This window comes from Devosia sp. MDV22-iso42 (genome assembly GCF_058629155.1).
The window spans coordinates 26248-40140 of sequence record NZ_JBZVWR010000014.1; the positions used below are offsets into that span (position 1 = coordinate 26248).

Annotated in this window: 15 protein-coding genes; 3 read left to right on the plus strand and 12 right to left on the minus strand. The window is 63.8% G+C overall.

The window, feature by feature from the left end; genetic code table 11:
* Positions 1–64: 64 nt before the first annotated feature.
* The 11 genes from AC4NN3_RS17225 to coxB all read right to left on the minus strand — a co-directional run bounded on the left by AC4NN3_RS17225 (position 65) and on the right by coxB (position 9863).
* Entirely contained in the window at positions 65–688 is a 624-nt protein-coding gene (locus AC4NN3_RS17225) for a GNAT family N-acetyltransferase (protein ID WP_491928316.1), read from the minus strand.
* A complete protein-coding gene (locus AC4NN3_RS17230; RefSeq protein ID WP_491928317.1) occupies positions 689–1951 on the minus strand; it encodes a M16 family metallopeptidase in 1263 nt (420 codons plus the stop codon).
* A gap of 52 nt (positions 1952–2003) precedes the next feature.
* On the minus strand, positions 2004–3398 hold the full coding sequence (thrC, locus tag AC4NN3_RS17235; protein ID WP_491928318.1) for a threonine synthase: 1395 nt from the start codon (positions 3396–3398) through the stop codon (positions 2004–2006).
* Between the two features lie 69 nt (positions 3399–3467).
* Positions 3468–4238, minus strand: a complete 771-nt coding sequence (locus AC4NN3_RS17240; RefSeq protein ID WP_491928319.1) for an SURF1 family protein — start codon at positions 4236–4238, stop codon at positions 3468–3470.
* Positions 4235–4594 (minus strand): DUF983 domain-containing protein, encoded by a 360-nt coding sequence (locus tag AC4NN3_RS17245; protein ID WP_491928320.1) that lies wholly within the window; start codon positions 4592–4594, stop codon positions 4235–4237. The genes AC4NN3_RS17240 and AC4NN3_RS17245 overlap by 4 nt, the downstream gene beginning before the upstream one ends.
* Before the next feature lie 66 nt (positions 4595–4660).
* Positions 4661–5494: a cytochrome c oxidase subunit 3 gene (locus AC4NN3_RS17250; protein ID WP_491928321.1), complete on the minus strand. Its 834-nt coding sequence runs from the start codon at positions 5492–5494 to the stop codon at positions 4661–4663.
* Between the two features lie 2 nt (positions 5495–5496).
* A complete protein-coding gene (locus tag AC4NN3_RS17255) occupies positions 5497–6057 on the minus strand; it encodes a cytochrome c oxidase assembly protein (RefSeq protein ID WP_491928322.1) in 561 nt (186 codons plus the stop codon).
* The gene (locus tag AC4NN3_RS17260) at positions 6057–6239 is read right to left on the minus strand and encodes a cytochrome c oxidase system small membrane protein (protein ID WP_491928323.1); all 183 of its coding nucleotides are present in this window, start codon (positions 6237–6239) and stop codon (positions 6057–6059) included. Before AC4NN3_RS17260 ends, AC4NN3_RS17255 begins: the two co-directional genes overlap by 1 nt.
* Positions 6236–7144, minus strand: coding sequence for a heme o synthase (locus AC4NN3_RS17265; RefSeq protein WP_491928324.1), 909 nt, complete (start codon positions 7142–7144; stop codon positions 6236–6238). Before AC4NN3_RS17265 ends, AC4NN3_RS17260 begins: the two co-directional genes overlap by 4 nt.
* Positions 7145–7236: 92 nt before the next feature.
* Positions 7237–8931, minus strand: coding sequence for a cytochrome c oxidase subunit I (ctaD, locus tag AC4NN3_RS17270; RefSeq protein ID WP_491928325.1), 1695 nt, complete (start codon positions 8929–8931; stop codon positions 7237–7239).
* A gap of 23 nt (positions 8932–8954) precedes the next feature.
* Complete coding sequence (gene coxB / locus AC4NN3_RS17275) at positions 8955–9863, minus strand: cytochrome c oxidase subunit II (RefSeq protein ID WP_491928326.1); 909 nt, start codon at positions 9861–9863, stop codon at positions 8955–8957.
* Between the two features lie 362 nt (positions 9864–10225).
* Here coxB and AC4NN3_RS17280 point away from each other — a divergent pair, with 362 nt between their 5' ends.
* Positions 10226–10738 carry an invasion associated locus B family protein gene (locus AC4NN3_RS17280; protein ID WP_408639784.1) on the plus strand — a complete coding sequence of 171 codons (513 nt, stop codon included), beginning with the start codon at positions 10226–10228 and terminating at the stop codon, positions 10736–10738.
* A 178-nt stretch (positions 10739–10916) separates the two neighbouring features.
* Here the strand turns inward: AC4NN3_RS17280 and AC4NN3_RS17285 are convergent, their stop codons facing one another.
* Positions 10917–11177, minus strand: a complete 261-nt coding sequence (locus AC4NN3_RS17285) for a hypothetical protein (protein WP_491928327.1) — start codon at positions 11175–11177, stop codon at positions 10917–10919.
* A gap of 152 nt (positions 11178–11329) precedes the next feature.
* On the opposite strand from AC4NN3_RS17285, the gene AC4NN3_RS17290 reads away from it, so the two are divergent.
* Together AC4NN3_RS17290 and xseA are read left to right on the plus strand one after the other, a co-directional pair.
* On the plus strand, positions 11330–12220 hold the full coding sequence (locus AC4NN3_RS17290) for a LysR family transcriptional regulator (protein ID WP_491928328.1): 891 nt from the start codon (positions 11330–11332) through the stop codon (positions 12218–12220).
* A gap of 30 nt (positions 12221–12250) precedes the next feature.
* A complete protein-coding gene (gene xseA / locus AC4NN3_RS17295) occupies positions 12251–13882 on the plus strand; it encodes an exodeoxyribonuclease VII large subunit (RefSeq protein ID WP_491928329.1) in 1632 nt (543 codons plus the stop codon).
* Positions 13883–13893: the final 11 nt, after the last annotated feature.

Sequence of the window (13893 nt, forward strand, 5' to 3'; positions counted from 1 at the left end):
CCTTTGGTAGCGGGGATTGGCGCGAGCGACAAGCTTGGCGGACTGTGGCTAAAACGCCACACCGCTAGACCAGCCGTCTGGCGAAGCAGGCCAGTTCGTAGCGTTCGCGATTGAGGCCGAACAGCACATGGTCTTCCCAGCGACCATTGATCTGCAGATATTTCTCCGCGAAGCCCTCTTCAACGAAGCCATTCTTTTCCAGCACCCGGCGCGAGGCCATGTTTCCGGGCAGGAAGGCGGCGTGGATCCGGTGCAGGTCCAGCGTATCGAAGACGAAGGGCAGAGAAGCCGCCACGGCCTCGGTCATCAGGCCCTTGCCGGCATATTGCTGGCCCATCCAGTAGCCCAGATTGACGAACTGGGCGGCGCGCCGACGGACATTGGAGAGCGTTATGCCCCCCACAAGCGTTTCTTCCTGCCCATTGGGCAGGAAAATGAACAGGGCGTAGTCACTCCCCTCCTCCGCCTCTTCGCGGGCGCGCTTGACCCGGCTGACGAAGACGCGGCGCGCCAGGTCCGCCTCGGTCCAGCGCGGCTCGAAGGGCATGAGGAATTCGCGGCTCGACCGGCGCAGGGTCTGCCATTGCTCATAGTCCGACAGTTGCGGCAGGCGCAGGTGCACGCTGGGGCCGCGCAGGCTGATCAGCGATGGCGGCGACGACCAGGGCCAGAGGACGGCTTTGGCCATTCAGCGCTTGAGATGGTCGCCAATGGCCTGGACGTCCGCCAGATTGCCGATGGGGCCGATGCCAGCCAGGGTGGGTGTGCCCTGGGTGAAAATCTGCTCGGCAATGTCCTGCACGCGGCGGGCGGTGATAGCATTGATGCGATCCACCGTCTCCTGCATGGGAATGGGTCGTCCCCACAGAATCTGTTGGCGCGCCAGCTGGCCGGCGCGGGCCGAGGGGCTTTCGAGCGACATCAGCAGGCCGGCGCGGATCTGGTTACGCACGCGGATCACCTCTTCGTCGGTGATGTTCTCGGTGGCGCGCTTGAGCTCGTCGAGCACGACGGGGACGAGGTCGGCGACTTCGTCGGCGCCGGTGGCCGCCGCGACGCCGAAGACGCCGCTATCGGCGAAGGCCCAGTGGAAGGAATAGACCGAGTAGCAGAGGCCGCGCTTTTCGCGAATTTCCTGGAACAGGCGCGAGCTCATGCCACCACCCAAAATGGAGGCCAGTACCTGGGCGGCATAGAACCCGTCGGCATTGTAGGCCCGGCCCTCGAAGCCGACCACGATATGGGCCTGCTCATGGTCGGAAACCAGGCGCTCCTGACCGCCCTGGTATTCGGCGCGCTGCGGCGCCGGGGCGCCATTGGGCTTTAGGGTGGCAAAGCGCTCGCGCGCCACGTCGACCAGGTTGTCGTGGCTGACATTGCCCGCCGCAGCCAGCACCATGTGGTCGCCGACATAGTTGCGGTTCATATATTTGCGAATGGTGTCGGAGTTGACCGCGCGCACCGAATCCACCGTGCCCAGAATGGTGCGGCCGATCGGCTGGCTGGGAAAGGCCGCTTCCTGGAACAGGTCGAATACCTGATCATCGGGATTGTCGCGGGCCGCGCCGATTTCCTGGACGATGACCTGCTTTTCGCGGGTCAGCTCGTCCTCGTCGAACAGCGAATTCTGCAGGATGTCGGAGAGGATATCGGCGGCCAGCACGACATCTTCCTTGAGCACGCGGGCGAAATAACCGGTGTGCTCTATGGAGGTCGCGGCATTGAGATCGCCGCCGACATTCTCGATGGCTTCGGCGATCTGCAGGGCATTGCGTGAGCTGGTGCCCTTGAACGCCATGTGCTCGAGCAGGTGGGAAATGCCGTGTTCGGTCTTGCGCTCGGAGCGGGCGCCTGCCTTGACCCAGACCCCCAGAGAGGCACTTTCGAGATGGGACATGTGATCGGTCAGGATCACCATGCCATTGTCCAGGGTCGTCGTTTCTACGCTCACTCGGGATTCTCCTCAGGCCCAGCGATCCGGTGACCGCTGGCCCCTCTTGTCGCTAGGCAGCGCGCGTGCGCGCTGAAATGAAATCTTCGACCGCCTGCGGGTCATTGGCAAGCACGCTGAGGCGTTCGGGCCGATCATAAAGGTCCGCCAGCCAGCTCGGCAGCGCCGGATCGACGCCCGAGGCGGCCTTGACGGCAGCGGGAAATTTGGCGGGATGGGCTGTCGCCAGGGTGACCATGGGGATGGTCCCCGGCGGCTGCAGTTTTGCGACATGCAGGCCCACGGCGGTATGGGGATCGAGCAGGTAGCCGGTGGCCTGCAACGTCTCGGCAATGGTGGCGCGGGTGGCCGCCTCGTCGGTCGTGGCGGCGGCAAAGCCGGCGCGGATGGCCTTGAGCGCCGTTTCGGGCACGGCAAAGCCCCCCGACTGCTTGAGACTATCCATCATGGCCAGCACAGCCGGTGCGTTGCGCCCGGCCGCCTCGAACAGCAGACGTTCGAAATTGGATGAAATCTCGATATCCATCGACGGGCTGATAGTGGCAGACACCCCGGCCATGTCGTAGCGACCAGTCTCGATGGTGCGGCGCAGGATGTCGTTGGCATTGGTGGCAATGACCAGGGTTTCGATTGGCAGGCCCATGGCGCGCGCGCAATAGCCGGCAAAGATATCGCCGAAATTGCCTGTCGGCACGGTAAAGCTGACCTTGCGGTGCGGCGCGCCGAGGGACACCGCCGCGGTGAAGTAGTAGACGATCTGGGCGACGATGCGGCCCCAGTTGATCGAGTTCACGCCCGACAGGCGCACCCGCTCGCGGAAGGCGTGGTTGTTGAACATGGCCTTGACGATATTCTGGCAGTCGTCAAACGTGCCCTCGACCGCGATATTGTGCACATTGGCGTCGAGCACGGTGGTCATCTGCAGGCGCTGCACCGGCGAGGTGCGGCCCTGGGGATGCAGGATGAAGATGTCGGTGGTGTCGCGGCCGCGAAAAGCCTCGATGGCGGCCGAGCCGGTATCGCCCGAGGTGGCGCCGACAATGGTGGCCCGCAGGCCGCGCTCGAGCAGGATGTGATCCATTACCCGGCTGAGGAACTGCATGGCCACGTCCTTGAAGGCCAGCGTCGGCCCATGGAACAGTTCGAGCAGGAAATGACCCGGCGCCAGTTCGACCAGCGGCGCAACCGAGGGGTGGCGGAACACGGCGTAGGAATCGTCGAGGATCTGCTTGAGCTTGGCCGGCGCGATCTCGTCGCCGGTGAAGCGGCTGATGATGGCATAGGCGACATCGGCATAGGGCTTGCCGGCAAAGCCTGCGATCTCGGCAGCGCTCAGCTGCGGCCAGGACTGCGGTACATAGAGGCCGCCATCGGCCGCCAAGCCAGCCAGTACGGTGTCAGAGAAGCCGAGCACGGGTGCCTGACCGCGCGTTGAGACAAACTGCATTGGGGGGAAGCGCCCTTTTAGAATTGTTGCAACGTAGTGAAACCGTCACCGAACCGCAAGTTCGCTGGCTCAGTTGGCGTCGGGCTTCTTGGCTGCGGCCCGCTGCCGCGCCAGCCAGAAGCCCAGCATGACGACGGCGACAATGGCAAAGCCGAACCAAGTATAGGCATAGCCGAGATGGTTGTTGGGAAACTCGATCACCGTCTCGCCGCCCTGGGGCAGCTCGCCGGGCGCGCCGGCCGGCAGGTCGACATAGAAGGGCGCGATGGGCGCCAGCATGGGGTCGACCATGGCCCCCAATCGCACCGGATCACGCACCCATTCGATGCGGTTGGAGGTGTCGGGCGCCGGGGTCATGAAGCCGGCTGCTTCGCCAGGACGCAGCAGGCCGGTAATGGTCACTGGGGTGACGTCGGCTTCGGCATCGGTCACGGCGGCTTCCTGCAGCGCTGCGGGAACAAAGCCGCGATTGACGAAGACGGTGCCGCCCTGGGCCAGCACAAAGGGGGTGACCACCCAGTAACCGGGGCCGGAGGCCTGGCCGCGGGCGTCACCGAGGCTGGTGAAGACGGTGACGGTCTGGTTGTAGCGGAAGGCGCCCGTCAGCGTGACGGGGCGGAAGTTGAGATCGGCGAGATCCAGGCTCAACCACTGGTCGGCACTTGGTACCGGCACGGAGGCGGCGTCGAGACGCTGGTCGACGGCAAGGATCAGCGCCTCCTTCTCGGCCAGGCGCTCGAGCTGCCAGAAACCGAGCCAGGTGCAGGTGACGGCCAGCGCCAGCATCAGCACCACAAAGGTGGCGGTCCTGATACGACCCATGACCGGCGCCTGGCTCATTGATGCCCCTCATGGGCGTCGTGGCGATATTGCACCGCCACCAGCACGCCCTTGAAGGGCGGCAGCAAAGCCAGCGACAGTACGAGGGTAGCCGGGATCCAGAGCATCAGATGTACATAGGGGGGTGGGTTGAATGCCGCGCTGACCATGAGAGCCAGGATAATGATGATGGGCGCGACCAGAAAGATCACGAAGATGGCCGGGCCGTCGCCGCTATCGGCAAAGCCCAGATCGAGACCGCAGACGGTGCATGTCGGCGCGACCTTGAGATAGCCCTTGAACAGTTTGCCCTGACCACAGCGCGGGCAGCGGCAGAGCAGGCCAGCTACGAAGGGCGAGGGTGAGGGCTGGGCCAAAACAGGTCTCCAATAGGTTCGGGGCGCAGCATGATGCCGCGCCCCGTGCAATCATTCGGGCGAACCCTAGTGTGACAGTGGCACACCCCAGGCGCCCCAGACATAGATCGAGGCAAACAGGAACAGCCAGACCACGTCGACGAAATGCCAGTACCAGGCGGCAAACTCGAAGCCGAGATGGCGTTCCGGCGTGAAGTCGCCGCGTTCGGCCCGGATCAGGCAGACGGCGAGGAATACCGTACCGATGAAGACGTGGAAACCATGCAGGCCGGTGGCCATGAAGAAGGTGGCGCCATACATCGAACCGGCAAAGGCAAAGCCGGCCTCGGAATATTCCAGCAGTTGGGTAGCGGTGAACAGCGCGCCCAGGGCGACGGTCAGCACCAGACCCCAGCGCAGGCCCTGGCGATCATTCTCGAGCAGGGCGTGATGCGCCCAGGTCACGGTGGTGCCGGAGGTCAGCAGGATCAGCGTGTTGAACAGCGGCAGGTGGAAGGGGTCGAACAGCTCGATGCCGGTGGGCGGCCAGACGCCGCCGGTGGCGGCGACGCGGGCATATTGCTCGACGTCATCGAGGCGGAAGAAGCCGTCGAAATAGGCCCAGAAAAAGCCGAAGAACACCATCACTTCGGAGGCGATGAACAGCATCATGCCATAGCGGTGGTGCATCTGCACGACCGGCGTATGGTCAACGCCATTGGCTTCGCGGATGACGTCGCTCCACCAGGCATACATGGTGTAGAGCACGCCAATCAGGCCCACGAAGAACACCCAAGGGGTCCAGTCATGCATCCAGAAGACGCCGCCAATGGCCAGGATCAGCACGGAAACCGAGCCGACGAAGGGCCACGGGCTCGGTTCGACCATGTGATAGTCGTGGTTCTTTTCAATGGCGGACATGGTCAGCTTCCCTCGTTGTCTGAAGCGTAGAAGGTGTAAGAGAGAGTGATCTCTTTGATGGTGTCGAGTTCCTGATTGGCATCAAGCTCGGGATCGACGAAGAAGACGATCGGCATGTCCACGGTCTCGCCGGGCTGCAGCGTCTGCTCGGTGAAGCAGAAGCACTCGATTTTGTTGAAGTAGATGCCAGCCTTTTCGGGCGTCACATTGAAGATCGCCTGGCCGGTGACCGGCTTGTCCGAATAGTTGGTGGCCACGAAGTTGACCGTGTCGACGGCACCGATCCGGTCGGTGATCGGGCTGGCTGCCGTCACTTTCCAGGACAGGTCGTTGGATACGTTGGAATCAAAGCGCACCTTCATTTCCCGGGCGATGAGGCCCTTGGGATTGTCGGTGGCGGTCTGTGTCGTCCCGCCAAAGCCGGTGGCCTGGCAGAACATCTGGTAAAGCGGCACCGAGGCATAGGCTAGGCCCACCATGCCGATGGCGAGGCCGAGGCCGGCCAGGGCGGTGCGGTTGTTGCGCCGGGCGGCCGAGGCGGGGCTGTGGGAAATATCGGCCATCAGAGCGCCCGATCAAATAGAGCCGGGCCCATCTTGACGATGGTCAGCGTGTAGAAGGTGACGGCAAACAGTGCCAGCGCAATCGCCAGGGCGATGGAGCGGCGGCGGCGCACCCTGGCGCGCGCGGCAGCAATTTCGGGGGTCTCAAGTTCGACGGCCCGGACTTCGTCTGGTGCGCTCATGACAGGACTCCCGGCAGGACGCCAAATCGGGCGAGCATGTTATCGACCAGCAGGGCGAAGAACAGCACGAAGAGGTAGCCAAGCGAATAATTGAACAGCGTCCGTGCCGATTTGCGCATGGCAACATCGGCACCGGTGGCTAGCAGGCGCCAGGCCAGCAGCAGGAAGCCGGCACCGGAGAGAACGGCTACGACCGAATAGACCAGGCCGGCGAAGCCGAGCATGGTGGGCAGCATGGCGGCGGCCGCCAGCAGCACCGAATAGACAAAGATCTGCACCTTGGTATGGGGCACGCCCTTGACGTTGGGCAGCATGGGGATGCCGGCCGCGCCATAATCGCTCTGCTTGTAGAGGGCGAGCGCCCAGAAATGCGGTGGCGTCCACAGGAAGATGATGAGGAACAGCGCCAGGCTTTCCACGGTGATGGTGCCGGTCACCGCAGCCCAGCCCACCATGGGGGGAAAGGCGCCGGCGGCGCCACCAATGACGATGTTCTGCGGCGTCGAGCGCTTGAGCCAGACGGTGTAGACGACAGCATAAAAGAAGATGGTGAAGGCCAGCAGGCCGCCGGCCACCCAATTGGTGGCCAGGCCCAGCAGGGCAACGGAAAACACCGACAGCACGACACCAAAGATCAGCGCCTCGCCGCCCGAGATGCGACCGGCCGGAATCGGCCGGTTCTGGGTACGGCTCATGATGGCGTCGATATCGGCATCGTACCACATGTTGAGCGCACCCGAGGCCCCTGCCCCGATGGCGATGCAGAGCACGGCGATGAAGCCGACCAGGGGATTGATGCCGCCGGGGGCGACGAGCAGGCCGACAATGGCCGTGAACACCACCAGCTGCATGACATTGGGCTTGAGCAGCGCGAGGTAATCCTCGACGCGTGCTTCGCCCGTCATGGCGGAGAGGTGTCTGCTATCGTCAACTAAAGCCACTGGCTTTGCTTTCCTTGCGTCGTTGGACGGGCCGCGCGGACGCGGCCCGGATGCACTCAATGCGCGTTGGTCGATTCGATCTTGGGCAGCGTGGTGAACTGGTGGAACGGCGGCGGGCTGGAGAGCGTCCATTCCAGCGTCGTTGCCCCGTCGCCCCAGGGGCTGTCACCGGCGGGCCGCTTCTTCTTGAAGGCTTCCCAGGTGGCATAGAAGAAGATCGCCATGGCCACGAAGGTTATGTAGTAGCCGATCGAGGAGATGCGGTTGAAGAAGCCGAAGGCGTCCGGATAGTCGATGTAGCGGCGCGGCATGCCGGCAAGGCCGAGGAAGTGCTGGGGGAAGAAGATCAGGTTCACGCCAACGAACATCACCCAGAAGTGCCATGCTGCCAGGGCTTCGTTGTACATGTAGCCGAACATCTTGGGGTACCAGTAGTACCAGGCCGCAAAGATCGAGAACACGGCACCCAGCGACAGCACATAGTGGAAGTGGGCCACCACATAATAGGTGTCGTGCAGGGCACGGTCGGCGCCGGCATTGGCCAGCACCACGCCGGTCACACCGCCAACGGTGAACAGGAAGATGAAGCCGATGGCCCAGAGCATGGGCGACTTGAAGGTGATCGAGCCGCCCCACATGGTGGCGATCCAGCTGAAGATCTTGACGCCGGTGGGCACCGCGATGACCATGGTGGCGGCCACGAAGTAGCGCTGCACGTCAAGGCTGAGGCCGGTTGTGTACATGTGATGCGCCCACACCACGAAGCCGACAAAGCCGATGGCAACCATGGCATAGGCCATGGCCATATAGCCAAAGATCGGCTTGCGGCTGAAGGTGGAGACGATGTGGCTGATGATGCCGAAGCCCGGCAGGATCATGATGTACACTTCGGGATGGCCGAAGAACCAGAACAGGTGCTGGAACAGGATCGGATCGCCGCCCTCGGCAGGCTTGAAGAAGGCGGTACCGAAATTGCGGTCGGTCAGCAACATGGTGATGGCGCCGGCCAGCACAGGCAGAGCCAGCAGCAGCAGGAAGGCGGTCACCAGCACGGACCAGGCAAACAGCGGCATCTTGTGCAGCGTCATGCCGGGAGCGCGCATGTTGAAGATGGTGGTGATCAGGTTGATCGCGCCCAGGATCGAACTGATGCCGGCCACGTGCAGCGAAAGGATGGCAAAATCCATGGCCGGGCCGGGATGGCCGGTGGTCGAAAGCGGCGGATAGACCGTCCAGCCGCCACCAAAGCCGAGGGCGCCGGGGCCGGTGCCCTCAAAGAACAGGCTCATCAGCAGCAGGATGAAGGCCGGCGGCAGCAGCCAGAAGGCGATGTTGTTGATGCGCGGGAAGGCGGTATCGGGCGCGCCGATCATCAGCGGCGCGAAATAGTTGGCAAAGCCACCCATGGTGGCCGGCATGACCACGAAGAACACCATGATCAGGGCATGGGCGGTGGTGAACACATTGTACATGTGCTTGCCCGCGTCGATGGCGGCATCGCCGTCAACACCGTAGACCATGGCGGCAAGGCCGTGGAAAATCTGGATGCCGGGTTCCTGCAGCTCCATGCGCATGACGCCGGAAAGCAGGCCGCCGATCACGCCGGTGATGATGGCAAACACCAGGTACATCACGCCGATGTCCTTGTGATTGGTCGAGTAGACCCAGCGGCGCCAGCCGGTCGGCGTATGGTTGTCGTGGGCAGTGTCGTGTCCGGTGGCGTGGGCCTGGAGGTGAGCGGTGTCAGTCATGTGGTTATCCCCTGAGCCCTGGTCTACTGCACTGCGGCCAGCGTGGCATTGGCGGCGGCATAGTCGCCACCCTCAAACGCCGCGATGTAGGTGGCAAATTCTGCTTTGGTGACGACGCGGACGGCAATCGGCATGAAGGCATGGTCCTTGCCGCAGAGCTCGGAGCACTGGCCATAGAAAATGCCGGTTTCGCGCGAATTGAACCACGTCTCGTTGAGCCGGCCGGGAACGGCATCGATCTTGATACCGAAGGATGGAACGGCAAAGGCATGGATCACGCCCAGCGGATCGGCGGTAACCTGCAGGCGGACCGTGGTGTCGACGGGAACGACGAGCTCATTGTCGACCGCCAGCAGGCGCGGCTGGTTCGGCTTTTCGGTCTGTTCGTAGTTGTCGCCGGGCGCGCCCAGGATCAGCGAGGAGAACTCGACGCCCTGATCGACATACTGATAGTCCCAGTACCACTGCTGGCCGGTGGCCTTGATGGTGAGCTCGGGAGCCGGAACTTCGACTTCGCCGAAGGAGAAGATGTTGGAGCCAAGGTATTTGCGCTCGCCATCGGGCACGGTCAGCTGGTCGGACAGCACGCCGAAGGAGGGAATGGCGATGACGATCAGCACGACGATGGGCAGCACCGTCCAGGCAATCTCGACCATGGTATTATGGGTGAAGCCGGCCGGAACCGGGTTGCGCCTGGCATTGAAGCGGATGACGATCCACACCAGCAGTGCCAGCACAAGGACGACGATCAGGCTGATGGTCCACATCAGGATGCCATCGTGAAAGCTGACGATGGAGTCCATGATCGGGGTAACCGAGCGCTGCAGGTGATACTGCCCGGGCAGCGGATGGCCGGCGGCCTCCAGCGGCGCATCCTGGGCCACAGCAAGAGCCGGGGCCAGCGCCATTGCGGCCGCTGCTGCAGCGCCCATCTTTCTCAAGAACTGACCGGTCACCATAAACCCCTGTGTCGACTTCAATTGGTGCATCCGCACCGGGATTGAGTGGCATTACAGCGGCATAGATAACGCCGCCCCGACTCAACCTCGGAGCGAAAACTCTTCCGGTGACCTAAATCATATCGAAGCAGGCAAGTCCATTGCGGCCTGACTGTGTCATGCTGCGTCATATTGCGCCGCGCCGGGCCACAAACCGCCTCATCCCCGCCGCACTCTGCGGCGCATATCCCCGGCAGAGGGGCGGTTTGCGGGCGGTTTGGTTGACTTGAGCCACGGCGTAGCGGAAACACAGAGTGCCTGGAACAGACCCACGATTCGGCGGGAGTATTGATCGAGTGAAGCGGATTTTGAATCGTCATCTGGCCGGCCTCGGCCTGGCTGTCCTGGCCCTTGCCGCCGGCGGCAGTGCCGTGCTGGGTCAGGGCGTGGTACGCGCCCAGTATGGTGACTGGCAGATGAGCTGCGACACGCCGCCAGGCGCCAGCTTTGAACAATGCGCCATCATCCAGAACGTGCTGGCCGAAGATCAGCCCAATGTGGGCCTGTCGGTGATCATCCTGCGCACGGCCGACCGCGAGGCACGCCTGCTGCGTGTGCTGGCGCCGCTCGGCGTGCTGTTGCCCAATGGGCTCGGGCTCAATGTGGATGGCGAAGACATGGGCCGGGTGGCCTTCGTGCGCTGCCTACCCAATGGCTGCGTCGCAGAAGTCGTGCTCGACGACGCGCTGGTCGAGACGCTGACCAATGGCACCAGCGCGATCTTTGTGGTGTTCAAGACGCCTGAAGAAGGCATCGGCATTCCGGTGTCGCTGAACGGCCTCAAGGACGGCTTCGCGCAGCTTCCTTAGCGCGCTGTTCCACACGAAAAAAAGCCGGACAGGTGCAAGCACCGTCCGGCAAGTCATCAGGAAACGGGATCGGCGGCAAAACCGACCCGGGAGATGGCACGCGCTCGCAAAAGCAAAACGTACCAACCTTGGAGGTGCCGACCGCAGCTATGCGGCCGACGCAATTCATATGAACGGCCTAGAGCCTGGCGTTGCGGGCGCGGGCGGCGTTGAGCAGGTGCTCGGTGCCGCCATAGGAGCGGGTCGCCAGGGCGGCATTGATATCGGCCCGTGTGATGCCCAGATCATCGAGACGACTGGAGTCGAGCGCCAGCAAGGCGGTCAGCGCGGTCCGGCGGGTACGGGCGGCGTTGGCCTCGGCGATCCAGCGCGCAAGCGCAGCAAGGGGACTGGACGAGGCGGCCGCTGGTGACCGCTCGCCGGAAAGCGAGATAGCCATGGGAATTCTCCACTCATGGGTTGCGCCAACGGAGGTCGGCGACGCGGCGCCAGAGGTGCTGGAACCGATGAGACCAAATTACCGCTCTGGACATTCATTCGTCCAACAAATAGATTTCATCTACTTCATCAATTTGAGTGATGTGAGGAGCCATGGCCGCACCGCTTGATCTGGACCAGTTGCAGAGTTTCTGCGCCATTGCCGATTGCGGCAGCTTCACCGAGGCGGCGCGGCGGGTGAACAAGACGCAATCGGCCGTGTCGATGCAGATCAAGCGGCTCGAGGAGCGCCTGGGGCAGTCGCTATTGGCGCGCGACGGGCGCAGCGTGACGCTGACCGCCCATGGCGAGGCGCTCTATGCCCGGGCGCGCAAGATGCTGCGCACTAATGCCGAGATCATGGACCATTTTTCCGACGGCGTGCTGGCCGGCTCGATCCGCTTCGGCGTGCCGGACGATTATGCGGTGCGGCTGCTGCCCGTCATCCTGTCGAGCTTTCAGCGCACGCATCCGCGGATTGCGGTCGACGTGGCCTGCATGGCCTCGGAGGAACTGCTCAACGGCATGCGGGCGGGGCGTTATGACCTGATCGTCTTCACGCAAGGGACCGAGCAGAACTACGGCGAATTGTTCCGCACCGAGAAGATGCATTGGGTGACGTCGCATGGCGGGCGGGCGCTGGCCAGCGAGCCGGTGGCCATCGCCTGCGGCCCGTCATGCTGCATCTGGCGCAAGGATGCGCTGGCAGCCCTCGATCGCACCGGCAAGGACTATCGTGTCGCCTATACCTCGTCGAACGCCACGGCGATTTCGAGCGCGGTGCTGTCGGACCTGGCGATCGGCTTTCTGCCCGAGAGTGCGCTGCAGCCGGGCATGCGGGTGATCAGCGATGATTACGGGCTGCCGCGGCTGGGCGATGCGCAGATCGCGCTGATGCGGGCCAGCCACGCCTATGGTGGCATCTATGACGCGCTGGCCAGCCATATCGTGCAGTCGATGGGGAACCTGCAAACCGCCCTGCCCGACGCGGAAGCTGCGGAGTAAGCTGGCGCGGCTCTTGACCTGTACCGGCCGATGTCGCACCAACGGGACATGGCCGACATCCTTACCAATGCCACCGAATTCAGCGTCAGCGAAATTGCCCAGGCGGTCAAACGCACCGTCGAGGACGAGTTTGGCCATGTGCGCGTGCGCGGCGAGATTTCCGGCTTTCGCGGCCAGCATTCGTCGGGCCACGCCTATTTCACCCTCAAGGACGAGGGCGCGGCCATCGACGCCGTGGTTTGGAAAGGCAACTACGCCAAGCTCAGCTTCAAGCCGCAGGAAGGGCTCGAGGTCATCGCCACCGGGCGGCTGACCACCTTCCCGCGCTCGAGCAAATACCAGATCGTCATCGATAATATCGAGCCAGCCGGCGCCGGGGCGCTGATGGCGCTGCTCGAGGAGCGCAAGCGCAAGCTGGCGGCCGAGGGGCTGTTCGACCGCGAGCGCAAGCGGGCCCTGCCCTATCTGCCACGGGTGATCGGCGTCATCACCTCGCCCACCGGGGCGGTGATCCGCGATATCCTGCATCGCCTGGCCGACCGCTTTCCCAGCCATGTCATGGTATGGCCGGTGCGGGTGCAGGGCGATACCTGTGCGGCCGAAGTGGTCAATGCCATCGAGGGCTTCAATGCCATGGTGCCGGGCGGGGCCATGCCGCGGCCCGACCTGCTGATCGTGGCCCGCGGCGGCGGCTCGATCGAAGACCTGTGGGGGTTTAACGAGGAAGCGGTGGTGCGCGCCGTTGCCGCCAGCGGCATCCCTATTATTTCCGCGGTGGGCCACGAGACCGATACGACGCTGATCGACTATGTCGCCGACATGCGGGCGCCGACACCGACGGCAGCAGCCGAGGCGGCCGTGCCGGTGCGCATCGAACTGGTGGGCTATGTCGACGACCTTGGCGGCCGACAGCGCCAGGCGACAAGACGAGTGGCGGGCAGTGCGCGCGACCGGTTGCGGGCGGCGGTGGCCGGCATGCCCCGCCCGGGAGACCTGGTGGCGCTGCAGCGCCAGCAGCTCGACCATGCCGCCGCCAATCTCCTGGGCAATCTGCGCCATTCGGTGCAATCGCTGCGGCTGCGCTATGCGCGCACCGATTCCAAGCTGACGCCGCGCCTGCTGCAGGGGCAGCGCCAGGAAGCCGCCGAGCGGCTGCGCAACCTGTCGTTGCGCGCCGAGACCGGGCTGCGCAAGACCGTCGACCGGACCCGCCTGACCTATGATCCGCGCGCCGCGCTGCTGGGCACTTCCATGGTCCGGCTGGTGGAGCGCAAACGGGCGCAGCTGGCCCGCATCGCGCCGCAGCTGTCGCCGACCGCGCTCAAGGCCGAGTTGCGCCATGCGCACAGCCAGCTCAGCCCGATGGCGGCCCGGATGCGCGCCGGCATGGCGCTGGGTCTGGGTGAAAGCCGTACCGCGCTGGGCCAATGGGGCAAGCTGCTGGCCTCGCTTAGTTACAAAAGCGTACTTGCGCGCGGATATGCGGTGATCAAGGATGTGGACGGCAACCTGGTCCAGCAGCGGGCCAATCTGTCTGCGGGTGATATGGTAGCCATCGAATTTGCCGATGGCGCGGTAGGCGCAACAATTGCAGGCAGTCCGGTGATCAAGAAGAAACCACGCGACCAACAGGATGGCGGCGCGCAGGAAAGCCTCTTCTGAACGACATGAAT

What these genes read in the sequence shown, in the direction of transcription:
- AC4NN3_RS17225 (WP_491928316.1), bottom strand. Translation starts at nt 688, where the DNA reads ATGGCCAAAGCCGTCCTCTGGCCCTGGTCGTCGCCGCCATCGCTGATC.
- thrC (WP_491928318.1), bottom strand. Translation starts at nt 3,398, where the DNA reads ATGCAGTTTGTCTCAACGCGCGGTCAGGCACCCGTGCTCGGCTTCTCT.
- AC4NN3_RS17290 (WP_491928328.1), top strand. Translation starts at nt 11,330, where the DNA reads ATGGCCGCACCGCTTGATCTGGACCAGTTGCAGAGTTTCTGCGCCATT.
- AC4NN3_RS17285 (WP_491928327.1), bottom strand. Translation starts at nt 11,177, where the DNA reads ATGGCTATCTCGCTTTCCGGCGAGCGGTCACCAGCGGCCGCCTCGTCC.
- xseA (WP_491928329.1), top strand. Translation starts at nt 12,251, where the DNA reads ATGTCGCACCAACGGGACATGGCCGACATCCTTACCAATGCCACCGAA.
- coxB (WP_491928326.1), bottom strand. Translation starts at nt 9,863, where the DNA reads ATGGGCGCTGCAGCAGCGGCCGCAATGGCGCTGGCCCCGGCTCTTGCT.
- AC4NN3_RS17265 (WP_491928324.1), bottom strand. Translation starts at nt 7,144, where the DNA reads ATGACGGGCGAAGCACGCGTCGAGGATTACCTCGCGCTGCTCAAGCCC.
- ctaD (WP_491928325.1), bottom strand. Translation starts at nt 8,931, where the DNA reads ATGACTGACACCGCTCACCTCCAGGCCCACGCCACCGGACACGACACT.
- AC4NN3_RS17240 (WP_491928319.1), bottom strand. Translation starts at nt 4,238, where the DNA reads ATGAGCCAGGCGCCGGTCATGGGTCGTATCAGGACCGCCACCTTTGTG.
- AC4NN3_RS17260 (WP_491928323.1), bottom strand. Translation starts at nt 6,239, where the DNA reads ATGAGCGCACCAGACGAAGTCCGGGCCGTCGAACTTGAGACCCCCGAA.
- AC4NN3_RS17250 (WP_491928321.1), bottom strand. Translation starts at nt 5,494, where the DNA reads ATGTCCGCCATTGAAAAGAACCACGACTATCACATGGTCGAACCGAGC.
- AC4NN3_RS17255 (WP_491928322.1), bottom strand. Translation starts at nt 6,057, where the DNA reads ATGGCCGATATTTCCCACAGCCCCGCCTCGGCCGCCCGGCGCAACAAC.